Source organism: Paenibacillus jamilae (genome assembly GCF_050482105.1).
Taxonomy (GTDB): Bacteria; Bacillota; Bacilli; order Paenibacillales; family Paenibacillaceae; genus Paenibacillus; species Paenibacillus jamilae_B.
Genome location: NZ_JBCNHI010000020.1, coordinates 548,167 through 567,937 on the forward strand (window position 1 = coordinate 548,167; position 19,771 = coordinate 567,937).

At 45.7% G+C, this 19,771-nt stretch carries 19 protein-coding genes; 18 read left to right on the top strand and 1 reads right to left on the bottom strand.

Features of this window, described 5'->3' with window-relative positions:
- Positions 1 to 49 precede the first annotated feature (49 nt).
- From ylqF to ABEW32_RS21495, 8 genes are all read left to right on the top strand, one after another.
- Positions 50 to 910: a ribosome biogenesis GTPase YlqF gene (ylqF, locus tag ABEW32_RS21460; protein WP_430192020.1), complete on the top strand. Its 861-nt coding sequence runs from the start codon at positions 50 to 52 to the stop codon at positions 908 to 910.
- 206 nt (positions 911 to 1,116) lie between these two features.
- Positions 1,117 to 1,764: a ribonuclease HII gene (rnhB, locus tag ABEW32_RS21465; protein WP_430191587.1), complete on the top strand. Its 648-nt coding sequence runs from the start codon at positions 1,117 to 1,119 to the stop codon at positions 1,762 to 1,764.
- Positions 1,765 to 1,854: 90 nt separating this feature from the next.
- Positions 1,855 to 3,987 carry a DNA ligase gene (locus ABEW32_RS21470; protein WP_430191589.1) on the top strand — a complete coding sequence of 711 codons (2,133 nt, stop codon included), beginning with the start codon at positions 1,855 to 1,857 and terminating at the stop codon, positions 3,985 to 3,987.
- Positions 3,984 to 4,283 (top strand): EscU/YscU/HrcU family type III secretion system export apparatus switch protein, encoded by a 300-nt coding sequence (locus tag ABEW32_RS21475; RefSeq protein WP_430191591.1) that lies wholly within the window; start codon positions 3,984 to 3,986, stop codon positions 4,281 to 4,283. The genes ABEW32_RS21470 and ABEW32_RS21475 overlap by 4 nt, the downstream gene beginning before the upstream one ends.
- Positions 4,283 to 4,666 carry a YraN family protein gene (locus ABEW32_RS21480; RefSeq protein ID WP_430191593.1) on the top strand — a complete coding sequence of 128 codons (384 nt, stop codon included), beginning with the start codon at positions 4,283 to 4,285 and terminating at the stop codon, positions 4,664 to 4,666. The genes ABEW32_RS21475 and ABEW32_RS21480 overlap by 1 nt, the downstream gene beginning before the upstream one ends.
- A gap of 155 nt (positions 4,667 to 4,821) precedes the next feature.
- The gene (locus ABEW32_RS21485; protein ID WP_430191595.1) at positions 4,822 to 5,373 is read left to right on the top strand and encodes a nitroreductase family protein; all 552 of its coding nucleotides are present in this window, start codon (positions 4,822 to 4,824) and stop codon (positions 5,371 to 5,373) included.
- Positions 5,374 to 5,533: 160 nt separating this feature from the next.
- Positions 5,534 to 7,153, top strand: a complete 1,620-nt coding sequence (locus tag ABEW32_RS21490) for a YifB family Mg chelatase-like AAA ATPase (RefSeq protein ID WP_430191597.1) — start codon at positions 5,534 to 5,536, stop codon at positions 7,151 to 7,153.
- 243 nt (positions 7,154 to 7,396) lie between these two features.
- Entirely contained in the window at positions 7,397 to 7,780 is a 384-nt protein-coding gene (locus ABEW32_RS21495; RefSeq protein WP_430192022.1) for a nuclear transport factor 2 family protein, read from the top strand.
- A 373-nt stretch (positions 7,781 to 8,153) separates the two neighbouring features.
- On the opposite strand, the gene ABEW32_RS21500 is transcribed toward ABEW32_RS21495, so the two are convergent.
- Positions 8,154 to 8,582: an organic hydroperoxide resistance protein gene (locus ABEW32_RS21500; RefSeq protein WP_430191599.1), complete on the bottom strand. Its 429-nt coding sequence runs from the start codon at positions 8,580 to 8,582 to the stop codon at positions 8,154 to 8,156.
- 147 nt (positions 8,583 to 8,729) lie between these two features.
- On the opposite strand from ABEW32_RS21500, the gene ABEW32_RS21505 reads away from it, so the two are divergent.
- The 10 genes from ABEW32_RS21505 (at position 8,730) to flgC (ending at position 19,738) form a co-directional block, all read left to right on the top strand.
- Complete coding sequence (locus ABEW32_RS21505) at positions 8,730 to 9,200, top strand: MarR family winged helix-turn-helix transcriptional regulator (protein ID WP_430191601.1); 471 nt, start codon at positions 8,730 to 8,732, stop codon at positions 9,198 to 9,200.
- A 337-nt stretch (positions 9,201 to 9,537) separates the two neighbouring features.
- Positions 9,538 to 10,698: an ADP-forming succinate--CoA ligase subunit beta gene (gene sucC, locus ABEW32_RS21510; protein ID WP_430191603.1), complete on the top strand. Its 1,161-nt coding sequence runs from the start codon at positions 9,538 to 9,540 to the stop codon at positions 10,696 to 10,698.
- A gap of 49 nt (positions 10,699 to 10,747) precedes the next feature.
- A complete protein-coding gene (gene sucD, locus ABEW32_RS21515) occupies positions 10,748 to 11,677 on the top strand; it encodes a succinate--CoA ligase subunit alpha (RefSeq protein ID WP_013370665.1) in 930 nt (309 codons plus the stop codon).
- A gap of 187 nt (positions 11,678 to 11,864) precedes the next feature.
- Entirely contained in the window at positions 11,865 to 12,899 is a 1,035-nt protein-coding gene (gene dprA, locus ABEW32_RS21520; protein WP_430191605.1) for a DNA-processing protein DprA, read from the top strand.
- 88 nt (positions 12,900 to 12,987) lie between these two features.
- Positions 12,988 to 15,090 carry a type I DNA topoisomerase gene (gene topA, locus ABEW32_RS21525; RefSeq protein WP_430191607.1) on the top strand — a complete coding sequence of 701 codons (2,103 nt, stop codon included), beginning with the start codon at positions 12,988 to 12,990 and terminating at the stop codon, positions 15,088 to 15,090.
- Positions 15,091 to 15,117: 27 nt separating this feature from the next.
- Complete coding sequence (trmFO, locus tag ABEW32_RS21530) at positions 15,118 to 16,458, top strand: FADH(2)-oxidizing methylenetetrahydrofolate--tRNA-(uracil(54)-C(5))-methyltransferase TrmFO (protein WP_430191609.1); 1,341 nt, start codon at positions 15,118 to 15,120, stop codon at positions 16,456 to 16,458.
- Between the two features lie 26 nt (positions 16,459 to 16,484).
- Entirely contained in the window at positions 16,485 to 17,027 is a 543-nt protein-coding gene (gene hslV, locus ABEW32_RS21535) for an ATP-dependent protease subunit HslV (RefSeq protein ID WP_430191611.1), read from the top strand.
- Positions 17,028 to 17,063: 36 nt separating this feature from the next.
- Complete coding sequence (gene hslU, locus ABEW32_RS21540; RefSeq protein WP_064963109.1) at positions 17,064 to 18,464, top strand: ATP-dependent protease ATPase subunit HslU; 1,401 nt, start codon at positions 17,064 to 17,066, stop codon at positions 18,462 to 18,464.
- Positions 18,465 to 18,871: 407 nt separating this feature from the next.
- The gene (gene flgB, locus ABEW32_RS21545) at positions 18,872 to 19,279 is read left to right on the top strand and encodes a flagellar basal body rod protein FlgB (RefSeq protein WP_430191613.1); all 408 of its coding nucleotides are present in this window, start codon (positions 18,872 to 18,874) and stop codon (positions 19,277 to 19,279) included.
- Positions 19,280 to 19,285: 6 nt separating this feature from the next.
- On the top strand, positions 19,286 to 19,738 hold the full coding sequence (gene flgC / locus ABEW32_RS21550) for a flagellar basal body rod protein FlgC (protein ID WP_430191615.1): 453 nt from the start codon (positions 19,286 to 19,288) through the stop codon (positions 19,736 to 19,738).
- Positions 19,739 to 19,771: the final 33 nt, after the last annotated feature.

A 19,771-nucleotide genomic window follows, 5' to 3' on the forward strand; every position in this document is an offset into this window, starting at 1 on the left:
GATAAGCCTGAGGGTGAAAATAGGAGTTACGCTCAATGGGGTGATGACGGTGACGATTCAATGGTTTCCTGGTCATATGACCAGAGCGCGCCGCCAAATTGAAGCAAAATTAAAGCTGATTGATTTGGTTATTGAGCTGATTGATGCTCGATTGCCGCTTTCCAGCCGAAATCCAATGATTGATGATATTTTGCAAGGCAAGCCGCGAATGATTATTTTGAACAAGGCAGATTTGGCGGACCCTGTAGTATCACAGCAATGGATTGCCTACTTTAAGGAACAGGGGCATGTAGCCTTTCCGGTGGATGCCACGACAGGGACCGGGCTTAAAGAAATTCCGGTTCAGGCCAAGCTGTTGCTTAAGGAAAAAATAGACCGGCAGATTTCGAAGGGAATGAATCCGCGACCTATACGTGCTTTGATTGTTGGAATTCCAAATGTCGGAAAATCGACATTGATCAACCGAATGGCAGGACGTAATATTGCAGCTACGGGCGATCGCCCTGGAGTAACGAAGGCACAACAGTGGATCAAGACTGGTGAAATTGAGTTGCTGGATACACCAGGTATTTTGTGGCCTAAATTTGAAGATCAGAACGTCGGCTATCGTCTGGCAGTGACAGGAGCGATCAAGGAAGAAATTCTAAATGTAGAGGACATTGCCTTTTTCGCAACAAAATATTTTGTCCAATATTATTGGGATGCCATGGCAGAGCGTTTTGAGCTTACCGAACGTCCTGAGGATACAGAAAATCCAGATGATGTTGTGAGCGTTATGGAGGCTATCGGACGTAAACGTGGCTGTATTGTTAGTGGCGGGCGTGTAGATCTCGAAAAAGCGTCAAAAATTATTTTGCGTGAGCTACGTGCAGGAAAACTGGGGCGTTTCAGTCTAGAAGCTCCATACTGATCGTATTGGTAACTGATATAAAACATTGCATTTTGTGGCAAGGAAGAACCTTCCTCATCTCTCCGGAGAGGAGGAAGGTTTTTTGGTATGTAAAGGAAGATAGAAAAGGGTTTTGAACGTTAAAGGTCTGTGGTAAGCTGAATTCAATCGCTAGAGCTACGGCATGAGTAAAGCTTAAACTACGTAAAGATGGGCAGGTTTTAAATATGGAAGCTAAAGAGAACGCAGTAAAGGACATGTTACACTATGAAAAAAAATGCTGGGAGCAATCTTGTGAGCGGATTGCAGGTATTGATGAGGTAGGTCGTGGATGTCTGTTTGGAGATGTTGTGGCGGCAGCAGTCATTTTACCAGTAGGTGAGTTATTGGAAGGTGTGGACGATTCCAAAAAATTGACAGACAAGAAAAGAGAAGCCTATTACGAGCTGATTATGGAGAAGGCAATTGCTGTAGGAATTGGTCATGTAGACGCGCGGATAATTGATGATATTAATATTAAACAAGCAGCTCGTTTAGCTATGAAAAAGGCTGTTGAGGCTTTGCATGTGTCTCCCGATTATTTACTTGTGGATGCAGAAAAGGTAGATGTGCCTATTCCTCAGCTATCTATCATTAAGGGAGATGCGAACAGTCAGTCTATTGCAGCGGCTTCTATCATCGCCAAGGTGACCCGTGATCGGCTATGCAAGGGCGAATGGGATGCAAAATATCCGGAATATGGCATCGGTATACATAAAGGTTACGCTACGAAGCTGCATAGAGAACAAATTTTGGCGCTAGGGCCTACAGAAATGCATAGACGCAGCTTTTTAGGCAATTTGTTGACAGAACAACCGACATTGTTTGATCTGTAGATACTTATTATGAATCAGCACAATACCGATATATAGTATATCTAATATTACAGGCCCCTTGGAATAGGGGAGAGTGAGAGGAGGGGCGAAATGAACATCGGATCTGTATTCCGTGGATTACTTGGTGATGTGAAGGCGGGAGAGGCTAAAAAACTTGACATGCAGCCAGGCCAGGTCGTAAGAGGAGTTGTGTTAAAGGTGTCTGAGGACGGCGATGAGGCTGTGTTGCAAATACAGGGTTCTCAAGTCAGGGCAAAGCTGGAGACCCCTCTTCAACCTGGACAGACTGCAACGTTTCAGGTACAACCGGCTTCTTCCAGCGGAATGACTGTACTTAAGCCTTTGAACGATGCTGCCAATACGCCACAGCAAACCGTAGCCCTGGCAGACGTATTGGAATCGGTAGGACTGTCGGATACAGCTCAGAACAGGGAGCTTATACAGGCAATGCAGAAAAATGGTGTGCCGTTGACATCGGAAAACGCAGCTTCTTTGCGAGAGGCCTTGTCGAAGCAAGGCGGCAATGTACAATTAGGAACGTTTGTGCAGGCAGCGGCAGTTGCCTTTCAGCGTGGACTTCCATTAACGGCTGAAAGCATAAATGGATTGCGCCAAACGATGTTTGGGCCTCCTTTAAATGACCTGTTGTCATCGCTGGAGCAAGAACTTGAAGCGGTACTAAAGCACCAAGGACAGGGAACGCTTGCTGATCGTTCGGTAGGGGAAGCAACAATAAAAGTTGCTGACCGAACACCAGTGAGTTCAACAGGCACTCCTTCTGTGATGATTGCAGATGGACAGGAAGGCCAAACTCTTACATTGTCCAAGGAGCCCTCTGGTACTGCCGCTGCAAAGCAGGCAGAAACCGGACAACAAGCCACAGGCGGCAAGGATTTGTTAAAAGGAACTCAAGCAGCCAAGCTTGCTACTGCAGTAAGCGAAGCAAATGTTTTGGTTACAGATTCTGATACTCCGGCAGGAACGGCTACATCTGCAGCCAACGGGACTACTTCAAGAGAACCGGAGGCAGTTGTTGGGCGTGGAGCGACAGTGGGATTGGATGCGGGTGCAAATACGCCTGAAGCAGGTGCAGCCGATGCAATAAACGGCTCACGCGTCAAAGCGGAGCAACCTCAGCAAGCTACTGCCGCAGGTACGCAGCTTAAGGATGCCAATGGTGCTCCAGCATCTCCAGCATCGACCACGGCAGAGCCAACGGGGACGAAGTCTGCCTTAAACGCAGTCACGGCGGACCGTTCCTCCGCACAGCCAGCGGCCGGTTCTGCGCCCACATCTGCGGCGGGCAACACGGCTGCACCAGAGGCACCGCTCCAGCGGCTACGTCTCCTCTTGCAAGAACTGCGTGCAGCAGTGCCGCCAGAGCTGAGCACAGCTGCGCCAGAGCAGTCCGCAGCAGAGGTAGCGCCTCCAGCGGCTGGTGCTTCGCGAACGACAGACGCCGTAGCTTCACAGTCTGCGGCGCCGAACACGCAGCTCAGCCCCACGGAGGACCCGTGGGTAGGGCGTGTGCTGAAGCTGCTCGGTGCAGAGCACGAGCAGCAGGTACACCGCTCGACTGCGCAGCTCGCGCAAGGGGCGGCGGCACGTACGGAGCCGTCCGAGGGCGTACCGCAGACGCTGCCAGGATTAGCGGCAACGGCAGATGACTCTGTGTCAGCGGCTGCAGACACCATAAAAGGAGCGCTGCTCCAGCTAATGAGCAGCGACGACCTGCCGCCCGCTTTGAAAGAGGCGGCTCAGCAGGTTGTACAGCACCTGACAGGCCAGCAGTTGCTGCTTAATACAGACCGAACGGCGCCTTTTGCACAAGTGCACATGTTTATACCGTTCATTGGACCGGATGGCCGTGAAACAGCTACAATCCAGATTCAGTCCCGTCGCGGCAAACGCGGAGAACTGGATGCCTCCAACTGTCGTCTTTGGTTTGATTTGGACATGAAGGGACTTGGTCCGACATTGGTGGATGTGCAGGTTGTTGATCGGATTGTAAGTCTCAAGCTCCATAACGATCAGGAATGGGCGGCTTCGCTGCTAAACAGTGGACGTGAGTCCATTCGCACCGCGCTGGAGTCGCTGGGCTACCAACTTTTAACACTGCGAACCGAGCCCATGCCCATAAGGACTGAACAGAGCAGCTCCGCCTCTTCCGAGGTACAAAGCTATGTGCCTCAGCCGTATAAAGGAGTCGATCTTAAAATATGAAAGAGCCCTTGGAACCTCCTTCTCCTTCCATGAAGAAGGCGGTCGCCCTTAAATATACGCCCGGTGAGAGCGAAGCACCGATTGTCGTTGCCAAGGGAAGTGGCCGCATTGCGGACAGTATTTTAGAAAAAGCCAAAGAGCATGGTGTTCCTGTTCAGGAGGATGCCGCGCTGGTTGAAGTACTGTCCAAGCTTGATTTGGACGAACAAATCCCTGCTGAGCTCTATCAGTTGGTAGCAGAGGTGCTAACCTATATATATCAAATGGATCGACTCGCTCCAAAGGATGATTGGTGATGGGGAATGAAATGAAGACCAAAGACAAGGATCAGCGGAAAGCCAAAGGAACGATGGGCGAAGAAGCTGCGGCTTCATTTTTAGAACACCTGGGTTATCGTATCTTGGAGCGCAATTGGCGATGCCGTAGTGGGGAAATAGATCTGATTGCCAAGCAGGAGCACATACTTGTGTTTATTGAAGTACGTAGCCGAAGTAGCTCTAAATATGGAACACCAGCCGAATCAGTTACCGCACGTAAAATAACCCAGGTTCGCCAAACAGCCGCAGTATACTTGCATATGAACGGAATTGGAGATGCTCCAGTCCGTTTTGATATGATTTCTGTACGATTATCTGCTGAAACGGCTGTTGTTACGGACCACTTTAAAGATGCATTTTAAAAGAGTAAGAGCTTTTTCGAAGGTTGGCGCGCAGGGCTGAATTCATATGTACAGGTTGACAGAAAGGAATGCTACAGGTATATTTTAGTGAGAATAGTTATCATTTTCATTCTACAATGAATATCTAGTCGTTGTACCTGTGAAGGAGGATTTACGTGACAAAGCATACCTTTAGTGAACATGTCATAGATGTAATTCAGGAACGCCGGACGATTAAACGCTTCAAACCCGACTCTATCCCGGTAGATACGATAAAAGAACTGCTGGACATCGCTGTATGGGCTCCTAATCATAAAATGCGTGAGCCATGGCGCTTTCTGTTGTTTGCCGGGGATGGACGGAAGAAGCTTGCAGAAGCCATTGCAGCCGATATCGGTAAGGATAATAAGTTTGAGAGTGGGATTTTGCATAACCCGATTCAGCTTTTAGTAGTGATGGAAGAAGATCCGCGTCAAGCGGTTTGGGATGAGGATTTTGCAGCAGTCAGCGCGCTTGTGCAAAACTTTATGCTTGCTGCTTGGAGCAAAGGAATCGGAACGTTTTGGGTGACAAAACCATTTCTGTATTCGCCTAAGTTCCGTGATTGCTTGGGAATTAAACCAGGTGAGAAGGTAATTGGAATGATATATGCAGGCTATCCTGACGTTGTCCCGGAATCTAGACCACGTACTCCAGTAGCCGATAAGTTGACCTTGATTGACAAATGATCTGTCGTCAGATAAGCTTAATTTAGGGTTTTAAATTAGGGCTGAGAGCTTAAATAAAGATCATATATATGCAATAAATGAAAATTTGGAAGCACCTTTTTTCATATAGGCAATGATTCCCGAGAGGGACATTTCAATATGAGGAGAGGTGCTTTTTGGTATGTATGGAAAATTGCATGGAGCGTGTCTATATGGAATAGATGGTGTTCTGATCGAAGTTGAGACTGATTTATCCAATGGTTTGCCTCAAACTGCGATAATTGGATTGCCGGATTCAGCGATTCGAGAGGCAGTAGAGCGTGTGAGAGCAGCAATCAAAAACTGCGGATTCAAATATCCGTCTCAGCGTGTCACGATCAACCTAGCTCCTGCTGATTTGCGTAAGGAAGGCTCATCTTTTGATCTTGCCATCGCTTTAGGCTTGCTGACAACCAGTGAACAGATTGTTTTACCAGTGGGAATACGGACGCTGTTTATTGGCGAGCTGGCGCTGGATGGCAGCATTCGTCCTGTAAATGGGGTGTTATCCATGGTTGATTTGGCCAAGCGAGAGGGATTTGATGCTGTGCTGCTCCCCCAGGAAAACGCAAGCGAGGCTCGTCTAATAACGGATATACGTATTTACGCTATACGCCATCTGAAGGATCTTATCCCGGTTAATGATCAAGCACAAAGCATCCCAGACGGCCAAGTGACCGATCAAAATTGTACTGCCAGTAAACAAGTTATAATCCATTCCTATGACCATTTACCTCAAGCAGAGCATATACCGTTGTGCGAGCAAGAAGAACTAGCCAGTAATACGGAGGATTACAGCGATGTGCTGGGTCAGCTACACGCCAAACGTGCGTTGGTTATCGCTGCAGCAGGAATGCACAATATTCTTCTTATGGGGCCACCGGGGGCTGGAAAAACGATGCTTATTCGCAGGTTGCCGTCCATCCTGCCTCCTTTAAGTGAAAAGGAGTCGCTAGAAGTGACCAAGGTATATAGTGCAGCAGGAAAGTGGAAGGAGTCCTCGCCCCATCTCATGCATGTTCGTCCCTTCCGTTCGCCTCATCATACGATTTCTGCTGCTGGTTTGGTGGGCGGAGGTGGTATACCTAAGCCAGGGGAAATCAGTCTTGCACACCGAGGGATTTTATTTCTGGATGAGTTGCCTGAGTTTAGCCGACATGTGCTAGAGGTGCTGCGGCAGCCTTTGGAAGACCATCATGTGACAATCAGTCGTTCACGCGCAGTGTTTAAGTATCCAGCGCATTTTTTACTTGCAGCATCTTTGAATCCGTGTCACTGTGGCTTTTTCGGGAATGACACGGAACATCAGCGCTGTACCTGTTCACCTACAGCCGTTTCTCGATACCGTTCACGTATTTCCGGTCCATTGCTGGATCGAATTGATCTTCAGCTTGAAGTATCACAACCCAAGGATTGGCGGGAGGAAAAAGAATCACTGTCGTCTGCTGACATGAGAAGACAGGTGTTGGCTGCTCGAGCGATACAAATTCACAGATACAGCAAGCTTCCTTTTTCATGGAATAGTGAGTTGTCCGGTCAGATGCTGCGTAAATATGCGGTATTAGAACAAAATGCAGCAGAGCTGCTTGATCAAACGATGGAAGCACTCGGTTTAAGCATGCGTGCGTATGATCGAATTCTCAAGCTATCCCGCACCATTGCAGACTTACACGAGTCAGCGAAAATTATGACTTCACATGTGGCTGAAGCTATTCAATACCGTCATATGGATAGAGCAAATGCCAATTTTCCTGAAATGTAGAAGACAATAAAATTAGAAGTTACAGCGCGATCATTTCATGGAAAAGCATTTCTTTTTCAAAGAAAATAAAGTGTTAGACTCGGAAAAAAAGTTGTAGACTGAGAAAATAAAGTATGAGATTGCTAACGCACCATTAAGCTAATAGGCAGGTAAATTGAAATATATGGAAATAATATATTGAGAATAAGTTGCCTAGGTTAAACTAGAGTATCATCTTTTATGTTAAGGAGAGGGAGCATGGCTATGGTTAGTAAAGAAATAAGGGACATAATTAAAAATTATCTTGAAGCATACAATTCATTTGAAATTGAAATAATGGTCGAACTCTTGCATAAGGACATAATATTCAGGAATATTTCCAATGGAGAAACCACAACGGAGACCAGAGGAATACGAGCATTTAGGGAACTGGCAGAACAGTCGTCAACGATGTTCTCCAGCCGTTGCCAGACAATTACCGATTACAGCATTATAAATGACAAAGTAGAGGTCGGAATCGATTATGAAGGTACTCTTGCCGTGGATTTTCCTAATGGATTAAAGAGTGGAGATAAGCTGCAATTAAAAGGAAAGTCAATATTCGAGATTAAGGAAGGAAAAATCTCATCGATTGAAGATTACAGTTGAGTACACCACGCGTATTTTAGCTAACGGAGAACGTTAGTTCATTGAAACAGCGATAGTCTAGGACTTTATTTTCTCGTCCTTGGCTATCGCTATTTCAATTTGTAGGTTCAGTCTAATATATTTTTTTTGCTGCTGACATTCCTAAGAAAAGTATGCGAGAGAAGAAGGAAAAACGGAAAAAATAACAAAAAAAGCTCCAGGCAAAAAGACCTGGAGAAGAAAAAAAGATTATGACAATAGTGATTATACTATGAGTATATCATTTTCGTATATACGATTATGCATCATCTCCCATGTTACTTGATGGAAATACAACAAGCCCCTCGACCATAATAGTTGAGGGGCTTGTTGTGAAATTCATTCTAATTTTAAGTTACAGAACGTTCAGCTTCACTTCAATATTACCGCGGGTAGCGCGGGAGTATGGGCATTGTTCATGCGCACCCTCCACCAATTTTACCGCAGTTTCATGATCAACGCCTTTAACCAGAACGTCGAGGTTTACAGCAATTCCGAAGCCGCCGTCTTCGACCTTGCCAAAATGAACCGTAGCAGTGACTTCGGTACCTTCATGTTTAACACGTTGCATACGAGCAACCATATTTAAAGCACTGTCAAAGCAAGCGGAATAGCCTGCTGCGAACAGCTGCTCTGGATTCGTACCTGCGCCGCCTGTGCCACCCATTTCTTTAGGAGTATCAATATCTAAACGAAGTTCAGGGGAAGAAGACTCGATATATCCGTTACGTCCACCAACTGCTTTTACTGTTGTTTCATACATTTTTTGTTGAATGGTCATCATAATCCAATCACTGCCTCTCGCTCAATTTATATTTTACACAATTTAATTTATCAAAATAATTATTTATTGTAAAGTATTTTATGCAATTAGAATGTACTTTGTTATATAATGTGCTAAAATAATGACGAAAGTAGGTGACTAGACAGCATGGAAAACAATCCTAATAAAGATGCAGCGTTGAAACTTGATAATCAGTTATGCTTTGCCATATATGCATGCTCCCGAGAGATAACAAAGCTGTACCAGCCTTATCTGGAAAAGCTCGGTGTAACGTACTCGCAATATTTGGTGCTTATCGTTCTCTGGGAACGTGAAGAATGTACAGTAAAGGAATTGGGTGAGGCGTTATACTTGGATTCTGGCACACTAACTCCACTGTTAAAGAGATTGCAGAACGCTGGGCTGATTGATCGAAAGCGCTCCACTCAAGATGAGCGTAAGGTGCTGATTTCATTGACAACAGAGGGCAGAGCATTGCGGGATAAGGCTCTATCTGTACCAGGATGTATTCAGGAAAAAACAAGTATGACTCATGATCAATTTGGGTCGCTTTTGCTTCAGTTCAATGATCTGCTCGATCGTGTTCATCAAGCGAATGTACAAATTGAAAAAGCATAGCAGATACTTTCAGTTGTTCTTGTGAATTTTCCGGTATGGCTGTACTTAACTGAAAGAAAAAATGTTTTAAAGGCTAATGAAATGAAGTGCCTCTCGTTGCGGATTAGGTAATCCCATTTTGCAGAGGTGCTTTTTTGTGTGAATTTGTATTAAAAAATATTATCCAATAATATCCAAACATTCGATTTTGGGAATGATAATGATATCAAAATACTGTAATTCATAAGGTTAAATTATAAGGAAAGCGTTTTAAAAACATGTTACAATGATGTAGGTTTAGTATAGATTTCCTTGTGAACCGCCCTTGTTGCAGTCATGTTGATAGGAGGATTCCAGAATGAATATCCATGAATATCAGGGTAAAGAAGTATTAAAGCAGTACGGAGTGGCTGTACCGAACGGTAAGGTTGCCTATACGGTGGAAGAAGCCGTTGCCGCGGCAGAGTCGCTTGGAAGCGCTGTTACGGTTGTAAAAGCACAAATTCATGCTGGTGGACGCGGTAAAGCGGGGGGCGTGAAAGTTGCCAAAGGCCTGGATGAGGTGCGGACTTTTGCTTCTGAAATATTGGGTAAGGTGCTAGTGACACATCAGACCGGACCTGAAGGTAAAGAGGTCAAACGCCTTTTGATTGAGGAAGGCTGTGATATTCGTAAAGAATATTACGTAGGCGTTGTCGTGGATCGCGCGACTGGACGCATCGTATTGATGGCCTCCGAAGAAGGCGGTACGGAAATCGAAGAGGTGGCTGCGGCTACTCCGGAGAAGATTTTTAAAGCAGTTGTTGATCCATCAATTGGGCTTCAGGTGTATCAAGCTCGTAAGCTGGCGTATGAGATTAATATTCCCAATGAGCTGGTAAATAAAGCGGTCAAGTTTATGCTGGCGCTTTACGAAGCATTTGTGGACAAGGACTGTTCGATTGCAGAAATTAATCCCCTAGTTGTTACGGGTGATGGGAATGTAATGGCGCTGGATGCCAAATTGAATTTTGATTCCAATGCGTTGTTCCGTCATAAGGATATTTTGGAATTGCGTGATTTGGATGAAGAGGATGAGAAGGAAATTGAGGCATCTAAATATGATCTAAGCTACATCGCTCTGGACGGAAATATTGGCTGTATGGTCAATGGTGCCGGTTTGGCGATGGCCACGATGGATATTATCAAATATTACGGTGGCGATCCGGCTAATTTCCTGGACGTTGGTGGCGGTGCAACGACGGAAAAGGTAACCGAAGCGTTCAAAATTATTTTGTCCGATCCAAAGGTAGAAGGTATTTTCGTCAACATTTTCGGCGGAATTATGCAGTGTGATATCATTGCGAACGGTGTCGTGGAGGCTGCCAAGCAGTTGGGGCTGACTCGCCCGCTGGTTGTCCGCCTTGAAGGAACGAATGTTGAGCTCGGCAAACAGATCTTAGCGGAATCCGGTTTAAATATTGTGGCAGCTGATTCCATGGCGGATGGTGCCCAAAAGATCGTTGAACTTGTTCAATAACTTGTTTGCATTCCAATATGCCGAATAAACGATAGGGGATGTGAAGATCGTGAGTATTTTGGTCGATAAGCATACAAAGGTGATTACACAGGGGATTACGGGAAAAACGGCGTTATTCCATGCCAAAGGCGCACTGGATTACGGTACACAGATGGTAGGCGGCACCTCTCCGGGTAAGGGAGGCACTGAGGTAGAAATTACACTGGAAAACGGGCAACAGGTCAAACTGCCAGTGTTTAATACAGTAAGCGAAGCCAAGGAAGCTACAGGCGCAACTGCTAGTGTCATTTACGTGCCGCCAGCCTTCGCAGCGGATTCCATTTTGGAGGCTGTGGATGCGGAGCTGGACCTCGTGATTTGTATTACAGAGGGGATTCCGGTACTTGATATGATCAAGGTCAAACGCTTCATGGAAGGCAAAAAGACCGTTCTGATTGGCCCTAACTGTCCGGGTGTTATTACGCCAGGAGAGTGTAAGATTGGTATTATGCCCGGTTACATTCATCTGCCAGGTCATGTAGGTGTTGTGTCACGTAGTGGTACTTTGACCTATGAGGCAGTGCATCAGTTAACTACTCGAGGCATAGGGCAATCTTCCGCGGTTGGTATTGGCGGTGACCCTGTTAAAGGTTCAGAATTTATTGATATTTTACATCGCTTCAATGAGGACCCCAACACTCATGCTGTCATTATGATCGGAGAAATCGGTGGAACAGCTGAGGAAGAGGCTGCCGAGTGGATCAGAGATAATATGACGAAGCCGGTGGTTGGTTTTATCGGTGGTGTGACTGCGCCTCCAGGCAAACGGATGGGGCATGCAGGCGCTATTATTTCTGGTGGAAAAGGAACGGCAAAAGAGAAGATTGCTACGCTTGAAGCCTGCGGGATCAAGGTGGCACCGACTCCTTCCGAAATGGGTTCGACACTGGTAAGTGTGCTTGAAGCACGCGGTATTTTAAATTTGTGTACGACACATTAAATCGTGTTTCTTCATTAATATACAGGCTGTAAATCAGCATCGAAATTTGCTGCTGGTTAGTGTATAATGAAAGAAAGGTTGCTTTTTTTGCGTTGAGACAGGCTTATCAGGGAAACGCTTGCAAAATGATTCGTTGTGCCACAAAATAAGGAAGGGTTCACTCTTCCATGAATGGGGGAACCGTAGTTTGGAAGAAAGATGGCTTTTATTAGGTCTACATGAGTTAGAGGGAATCGGAAGAAAAACGATTCAGCGTATTTGGGCGAGTGATTATCGATTACATGAGCTATTGCATTTTAACGAACGAAAGTGGATTGAGGTAGGCTTAACTCCCGCTCAGGCACGGATTGCGGCACAGTGTTACGATGAAGAATGGGTACATGAACGATATCAGCGAATTCAAACCGGTGATATTGGCACGGTAACTTATGTGGACGAAGATTACCCCCTATTAATGAAGGAAACAGTCGATCCACCTTGGGTAATGTATACAAAAGGGGATAAATCACTTTTGCACACATGTTCTGTAGCTGTGGTAGGAACCCGCGTTCCGACTGCGTATGGTCGTAGAGCAACGGAGATATTAACAGAAGAATTATGTAATGCGGGGATTACAGTAGTTAGTGGATTGGCGAAAGGGATTGACAGTATTTGTCACGAAACTGCCCTGCGCCGAGGAGGCAACACCATTGGTGTACTTGGAACAGCGATTGACCAAATTTATCCACCTCAAAATGCTTCTTTATTTGCAGAGATGGCTAGTAGAGGCCTAATCGTATCGGAATATCCTCCAGGTACAAGGTCGCATCCGGGAATGTTTCCACAACGCAATCGCATTATTGCCGGTTTAACGAAGGGGACGCTTGTTGTCGAAGCAGATGCTAGAAGCGGTTCCTTGATCACAGCTGATGCTGCATTGGAGGCAAATCGAGATGTGTTTGCTGTTCCTGGATCTATTACGTCACCGAAGAGTAAAGGCACGCTGAACTTAATTAAGCAGGGGGCCAAAACGGTCACTGAAGCTTCGGATATTATTGAGGAGTATGAAGCAGATTTGCGTATAAGGGAGGTTTCTTCTTACAATAGAGAACAGAGTCTTAATCTTAAGAAGCTCTCCAAAACCTCAGAAAGTGAGACTTTTGAAGAAAAGCGTGTCGTGCTGTTGCTGGAACAAGGAACCATGACACTGGATGAACTGCTTGATGCTACGGCGATGTGTTGAGTTTATAGCTCGTACTAACGAACTATAGCTCACCACATTTCAGGAAGTCTATCATATTCATGTGTGTAATAGAGAGGAGGAAGAGCCTATGGCGGATTCACTCGTCATCGTGGAATCGCCTTCCAAGGCGAAAACGATCGGCAAATACTTAGGCAGCAAATATATCGTCAAGGCTTCCATGGGTCATATCAGGGATTTACCTAAGAGCCAGATCGGCGTAGAGGTCGAAAATGATTTTAATCCCAAATATATTACCATTCGAGGTAAGGGCTCCATTCTAAAAGAATTAAAGGATGCCCGCAAAAAAGTGAAAAAAGTATATCTGGCGGCTGACCCGGATCGCGAAGGTGAGGCTATTGCCTGGCATCTGGCGCATGCGCTGGAGCTGGATGATACGGCGGATTGTCGTGTTGTATTTAATGAAATTACAAAGCAGGCTGTCAAAGACGCTTTTAAAACGCCACGCAAGATCAACATGGATTTGGTCAATGCGCAGCAAGCGCGACGGATATTGGATCGACTTGTCGGCTACAAAATTAGTCCATTGCTCTGGAAAAAGGTGAAAAAAGGTCTGTCAGCGGGGCGTGTGCAGTCGGTTGCAGTGAAAATTATTTTGGACCGGGAAAACGAGATCAATGAGTTTGTACCGGAAGAATATTGGACGATTACAGCTAAACTAGCTATTAGAGACAGTACTTTTGATGCGAAATTCCATAAGCTACGTGGCGAAAAGAAAGAGCTCTCCAGCGAAGCAGATGTACAAGAAGTGTTAGAAGCTATCGGGAAATCGTCTTACAAGGTGCGCGATGTAAAAGAGAAGGAGCGTTTACGCAATCCGTCTCCTCCATTCACAACAAGTTCCTTGCAGCAAGAGGCGGCTCGAAAGCTCAACTTCCGTGCATCTAAAACGATGTCTGTAGCGCAGCAGCTGTATGAGGGTGTGGACCTAGGTAAAGAAGGGACTGTGGGTCTAATCACGTATATGCGTACGGATTCCACACGGATCGCCGCTTCGGCTCAAGAGGAAGCGAAGGAGATCATCATCCAAAAATATGGCGAAGATTTTGTGCCTGAAAGTCCTCGTCAATATTCAAAAAAATCGGCCAACGCTCAGGATGCGCATGAGGCGATTCGTCCAACCTCTGCTTTGCGTGATCCAGAAACCGTTAAGCCTTTTATGAGTAGAGACCAGTTCCGGTTGTACAAACTGATATGGGAACGTTTTATGGCGAGTCAGATGGCTTCCGCTATTATGGATACTTTGTCCGTTGATATTGAAGCAGGCGAGACAATATTCCGTGCAGCTGGTTCGAAGGTTCGTTTTCCAGGTTTCATGAAAGTGTATGTGGAGGGGAATGACGACGGTAAAACCGAAGAGGATAAGCTGTTGCCGCCACTTCAACCGGGCGATAAGCTGAAAAAGGAATCGGTTGAACCCAAGCAGCATTTTACACAACCGCCTCCTCGTTATACAGAAGCAAGACTGGTTAAAACGTTAGAAGAATTGGGTATAGGGCGTCCGAGTACGTATGCTCCGACTTTGGAAACCATTCAGAAGCGGGGTTACGTCGCTATTGAGGAAAAGAAATTCTTCCCTACGGAGCTGGGAGAATTGGTCATCGAGCAAATGGAGGAATTTTTCCCAGAGATTCTGAATGTAGAATTTACAGCCAATATGGAAGATGATCTTGACCACGTCGAAGAGGGTGAAGGCGATTGGGTCAAGGTGCTGAGTGATTTTTACGAGTCATTCGAGAAGCGTCTGGAAGTGGCTGAAGAAGAAATGAAAGAAATTGAAATCAAGGATGAAGTATCCGACGTCATCTGCGACAAGTGTGGCAGCCCCATGGTGTATAAGCTGGGCCGCTTTGGTAAATTTCTGGCCTGCTCTGCCTTCCCGGATTGCCGTAATACCAAGCCAATTGTCAAGGATATCGGGATGAATTGTCCTTCTTGTGGTGAGGGGCATGTCGTGGAACGTCGAAGTAAAAAAGGACGTGTCTTTTACGGATGTGACCGCTACCCGGAATGTGATTTTGTATCCTGGGATAAACCGTCCATTAAGCCTTGTCCAAGTTGCAGTGGCCTAATGGTCGAAAAACGTACAAAACAGGGAACGAAGCTCAACTGTACCGTCTGCGATCACAGCGAAATGCTGGAAGAGAGCGATGAGAGTGTAGAGACTTCTTAAGAACAAAGATAGCAGGGGGATTTTAAAGTGAGTGAACTACAAAAGGTAACGGTCATTGGAGCAGGTTTGGCGGGCAGCGAAGCTGCCTGGCAAATTGCAAGCCGTGGAGTGCCAGTTAAGTTATACGAAATGAGACCGGTTGTAAAAACACCCGCACATCATACAGATAAATTTGCCGAGCTAGTATGTAGTAATTCCTTGCGTGCGAATGGCCTGACGAATGCAGTAGGCGTTCTGAAGGAAGAGATGAGAATACTGAACTCTTTGGTTCTGAGCGCGGCAGATCGCCATGCTGTTCCGGCTGGTGGAGCATTGGCAGTGGATCGTGACGGATTTTCCGGTCATATTACAGATACGCTTCATCAACATCCTTTGATTGAGGTCGTTAATGAAGAACTCCAGGAACTCCCACAGGACGGTATCGTGGTCGTTGCAACGGGACCTTTAACTTCTCCAGCTTTGTCAGAACAAATCAAAACGCTGATGGGAGAGGAGTACTTTTACTTCTACGATGCGGCGGCTCCGATTGTAGAAAAGGACTCCATCGATATGAGTAAGGTCTATCTGGCTTCCCGTTATGATAAAGGAGAAGCAGCTTACTTGAATTGTCCAATGAACGAAGCGGAATTTGATGCTTTTTATGAGGCCTTGATTACTGCAGAGGTGGCACAAGTAAAGGAGTTTGAAAAAGAAATTTACTTCGAAGGGTGTATGCCGATCGAAGTGATGATGCAGCGTGGTAAACAAACAGCATTGTTCGGACCGATGAAACCTGTTGGTCTTGTGAATCCACATACGGGAGAATTGCCCTATGCAGTTGTTCAGCTTCGACAAGATAACGCTGCAGGTACGTTATATAATCTGGTCGGTTTCCAGACTCACCTCAAATGGGGGGAGCAAAAGCGTGTGTTTTCAATGATTCCGGGTCTCGAAGAGGCAGAGTTTGTTCGTTATGGCGTGATGCATCGCAATACTTTTATTAATTCTCCACAGCAGCTACACCCTACTTATCAGTTCAAGGGAAGAAGCAATCTGTTCTTTGCCGGACAAATGACAGGTGTAGAGGGTTATGTAGAGTCGGCGGCTTCAGGCCTGCTGGCTGGTATAAATGCGGCACGAGCAGCACGCGAGCAGGAAATGTTTGTATTTCCTGCGGAAACAACACTTGGCAGCATGGCACGATATATTACAACTGCTGATTTCAAACATTTCCAACCGATGAATGCAAACTTTGGTCTTCTTCCAAAGCTGGAGACGCGCATTCGTAACAAAAAGGAAAAAAATGAAGCTCTAGCTAATCGCTCGTTGGAAAGTTTGCGTGCTTATATCGACCAAACGGGAGTTATGTCAACAGAAGTACAGGCATAAGGATGAAGGAAAAGGAGGAGCGCGTTATGGATATGTCCTTTCATGCTACCACCATCTGTGCTGTACGCCATAATGGCAAGGGAGCTATTGCGGGTGATGGACAGGTAACGTTCGGCAACAGTGTTGTGATGAAGCAGACGGCTAAAAAAGTACGCAGATTGTATCGTGGTCAGGTTGTAGCGGGATTTGCGGGTTCAGTGGCCGATGCTATCACATTGTTTGAAAAGTTTGAAAATAAGCTGGAGGAACATCATGGCAATCTTCAACGGGCTGCTGTAGAATTGGCCAAGGACTGGCGGCAGGATCGTGTCTTGCGCAAGCTAGAAGCGCTGATGATTGTAATGGACACATCCGGGATGCTGCTCATCTCTGGAGGCGGGGAAATTATTGAACCAGACGATGATGTGCTGGCCATTGGTTCTGGCGGTAATTTTGCATTGGCAGCTGCCCGGGCGTTCAAACGTCATGGCGATGGTATGGAAGCAAAGGACATGGCACGGGAAGCGTTAGAAGTTGCTTCGGAAATATGCGTGTATACGAACAGTCAGATTATCGTGGAAGAATTGTAAGTCGGCTCTGAGTATTCAAGGGTGGAGGAATGCAAAATGAATAATCAATCGTTGACGCCCAGACAAGTGGTATCCGAGCTGGATAAGTATATTGTCGGACAAAAGGAAGCTAAAAAATCTGTTGCCGTTGCCTTGCGCAACCGTTATCGTCGTAGTAAACTGCCGGATGATATCCGGGATGAAATTGTGCCTAAAAATATTTTGATGATCGGACCGACGGGTGTGGGTAAAACTGAAATTGCCCGTAGACTTGCACGGCTCGTGGGGGCTCCTTTTGTCAAAGTAGAGGCGACCAAATTTACAGAAGTGGGATACGTCGGCCGTGATGTGGAATCCATGGTGCGTGATCTGATGGAAACCTCCATCCGTATCGTCAAGTCGGAACGAACAGAAAATGTGAAAGACAAAGCGGAGGATATGGCAAATGAACGGATTGTCAATATCCTTGTACCTGCAGAAAAGTCAAATAAATCGCAACGCAATCCCTTTGAAATGCTGTTTGGCAATAACACAGGAACTTCGGTAGAAGAAGAACCACCACAACAGGACGGAACCTTAGCAGAGAAGCGGCGCAAGGTCAAATTTGATCTGTTATCCGGTAAGCTTGAGGATGATGTCATAGAGATTGATGTGGAGGATACCGCACCCAATATGCTCGATATGTTTGCTGGGCAAGGGAATGAACAAATGGGTATGAATATGCAGGAAATGTTCGGGAGTTTCCTGCCTAAGCGGACGAAGAAGCGCAAGCTGCCAGTCAAGGAAGCTCGCAAGGTACTGATTCAAGATGAAGCAGCCAAGTTGATCGATATGGATGATGTGATTCAGGAGTCTGTGAAGCGTGCTGAGCAATCTGGTATTATTTTTATTGATGAAATAGATAAGATTGCCAGCCAAGGCAAGGGAAGTGGCCCTGACGTATCGAGAGAAGGGGTCCAGCGCGATATTTTGCCAATTGTCGAGGGCTCTACTATTATGACTAAATACGGCCCGGTAAGAACAGATTACATTCTGTTTATTGCTGCAGGGGCTTTTCATGTGGCTAAGCCATCAGACCTGATCCCTGAGCTTCAAGGCCGTTTCCCCATCCGGGTGGAGCTAAGTAGTCTGACCTTGGATGAGTTTGTGTCGATATTGACTGAGCCTAAAAATGCGCTGACCAAGCAATACACCGAATTGCTACGTACCGAGGAAATAGAAGTCGAATTTTCTGCGGAAGCGATCCGTGAGATTGCTAGCATTGCCGAGTCCGTTAATCGCAACACCGAAAATATCGGCGCACGGCGTTTGCATACCATCTTAGAAAAGCTGCTGGAGGATCTGTCATTTGAAGCTCCAGAGCTTACACTGGATCGTATGATCATCACACCGGAATATGTGCGTGAGAAGCTGGGAGATATTGCCCAAAACAGGGACCTTAGTCAGTATATTTTATGAACTGAGCGTCTAAAAATAGGGTGTGAGGTCCAGAATAACACTATCTTGCACCGTCGTTTAGTCCTAGATACAGGTTAAGTTGATGATTTTTCTGTCTATTCCAAAAGTAGGACGTATAATCTTTTACAGGTGTAAAGTGCTAAGAAAACATTCATTTTCTTGAAAAAAACCTGAAAAATTTAACATTTTATGCATCTAAAGCCCTCTTTTTTAAAAAAGATAGGGCTTTTTTCTTATTGTAATTAGGTCCCAACTCTACGAAACTTAGAATATATGACAGAAAGTTATGATTTTCTACTTAAGACCTAAAAGAAATGTATAATTATGAAATTTTATTGTCGAAAAAAAGTGAAAAATCTTGTTTTATTGAATCTTACTTTGGAGTAGACGCTGGAGGGAGGAGCTAAATGAATCTGCTGGGTGATGTAAGCTTTCAAAAGCTTCAGGCAGGTGTACAGGCGGCCAATACAAGACAACGTGTGATGGCCGATAATATTTCCAATGCGGATACCCCGTATTTTAAGCGTTCAGAGGTTTCATTTGAAGAACTGCTTCAGCAGCAAATGGATGGTGATGTCACACCACTGCGTGGAAAAGTAACCAATTCAAGACATTTTCAAATAGGACCTGTGAACTCTATTCCTGATGCCACGGTCACCAAAGATGGGTACTCAGTCATGAATAACAATATGAACAACGTAGATATAGACAGAGAAATGAGTCTTATGGCTGAAAATCAACTAAGATATAATACCTACATCCAAGAAATTAGTGATCGAATCAAAATGATGAGAACAGCGGTAGAAGGGAGATAGGACGAGGTGAAGATCAACAACGGTTTTGATATAAGTGCATCTGCTCTTACGGCCCAACGGTTGCGGATGGACGTTATATCGAGCAATATCGCCAACGCAGAGACAACGCGGGCGAAGGTGGAGAATGGACAAGCAATTCCATATCGAAGAAAAACGGTTGTTTTGGAGCCGAACCAATCTGGCTTTGCCGATGTTTTGAAGGCTCAAATGGAAGGAAGCGGTACGAGCGCCGCTGGTGTTAAAGTTTCGCAAATTCAGGAAGATCAGTCACCTTTGAAGCCAGTGTACAATCCGGGTCATCCGGACGCTGATAAGGATGGCTATGTATATATGCCTAATGTAGACATTATGAAAGAAATGGTCGACATGATTTCCGCAACACGCTCATACGAAGCCAATGTAACAGCTCTGAATGCTTCAAAGGCGATGGTTTCCAAAGCGCTTGAAATCGGCCGCTAAGTTCCAGGACTACTAACTACTTAATAGGGAGAG

What these genes read in the sequence shown, in the direction of transcription:
- sucC (WP_430191603.1), top strand. Translation starts at nt 9,538, where the DNA reads ATGAATATCCATGAATATCAGGGTAAAGAAGTATTAAAGCAGTACGGA.
- hslU (WP_064963109.1), top strand. Translation starts at nt 17,064, where the DNA reads ATGAATAATCAATCGTTGACGCCCAGACAAGTGGTATCCGAGCTGGAT.
- ABEW32_RS21475 (WP_430191591.1), top strand. Translation starts at nt 3,984, where the DNA reads ATGAAAGAGCCCTTGGAACCTCCTTCTCCTTCCATGAAGAAGGCGGTC.
- ABEW32_RS21490 (WP_430191597.1), top strand. Translation starts at nt 5,534, where the DNA reads ATGTATGGAAAATTGCATGGAGCGTGTCTATATGGAATAGATGGTGTT.
- ABEW32_RS21470 (WP_430191589.1), top strand. Translation starts at nt 1,855, where the DNA reads ATGAACATCGGATCTGTATTCCGTGGATTACTTGGTGATGTGAAGGCG.
- ABEW32_RS21480 (WP_430191593.1), top strand. Translation starts at nt 4,283, where the DNA reads ATGGGGAATGAAATGAAGACCAAAGACAAGGATCAGCGGAAAGCCAAA.
- ABEW32_RS21495 (WP_430192022.1), top strand. Translation starts at nt 7,397, where the DNA reads ATGGTTAGTAAAGAAATAAGGGACATAATTAAAAATTATCTTGAAGCA.
- topA (WP_430191607.1), top strand. Translation starts at nt 12,988, where the DNA reads ATGGCGGATTCACTCGTCATCGTGGAATCGCCTTCCAAGGCGAAAACG.
- flgB (WP_430191613.1), top strand. Translation starts at nt 18,872, where the DNA reads ATGAATCTGCTGGGTGATGTAAGCTTTCAAAAGCTTCAGGCAGGTGTA.
- ABEW32_RS21505 (WP_430191601.1), top strand. Translation starts at nt 8,730, where the DNA reads ATGGAAAACAATCCTAATAAAGATGCAGCGTTGAAACTTGATAATCAG.
- ABEW32_RS21500 (WP_430191599.1), bottom strand. Translation starts at nt 8,582, where the DNA reads ATGATGACCATTCAACAAAAAATGTATGAAACAACAGTAAAAGCAGTT.
- hslV (WP_430191611.1), top strand. Translation starts at nt 16,485, where the DNA reads ATGGATATGTCCTTTCATGCTACCACCATCTGTGCTGTACGCCATAAT.
- rnhB (WP_430191587.1), top strand. Translation starts at nt 1,117, where the DNA reads ATGGAAGCTAAAGAGAACGCAGTAAAGGACATGTTACACTATGAAAAA.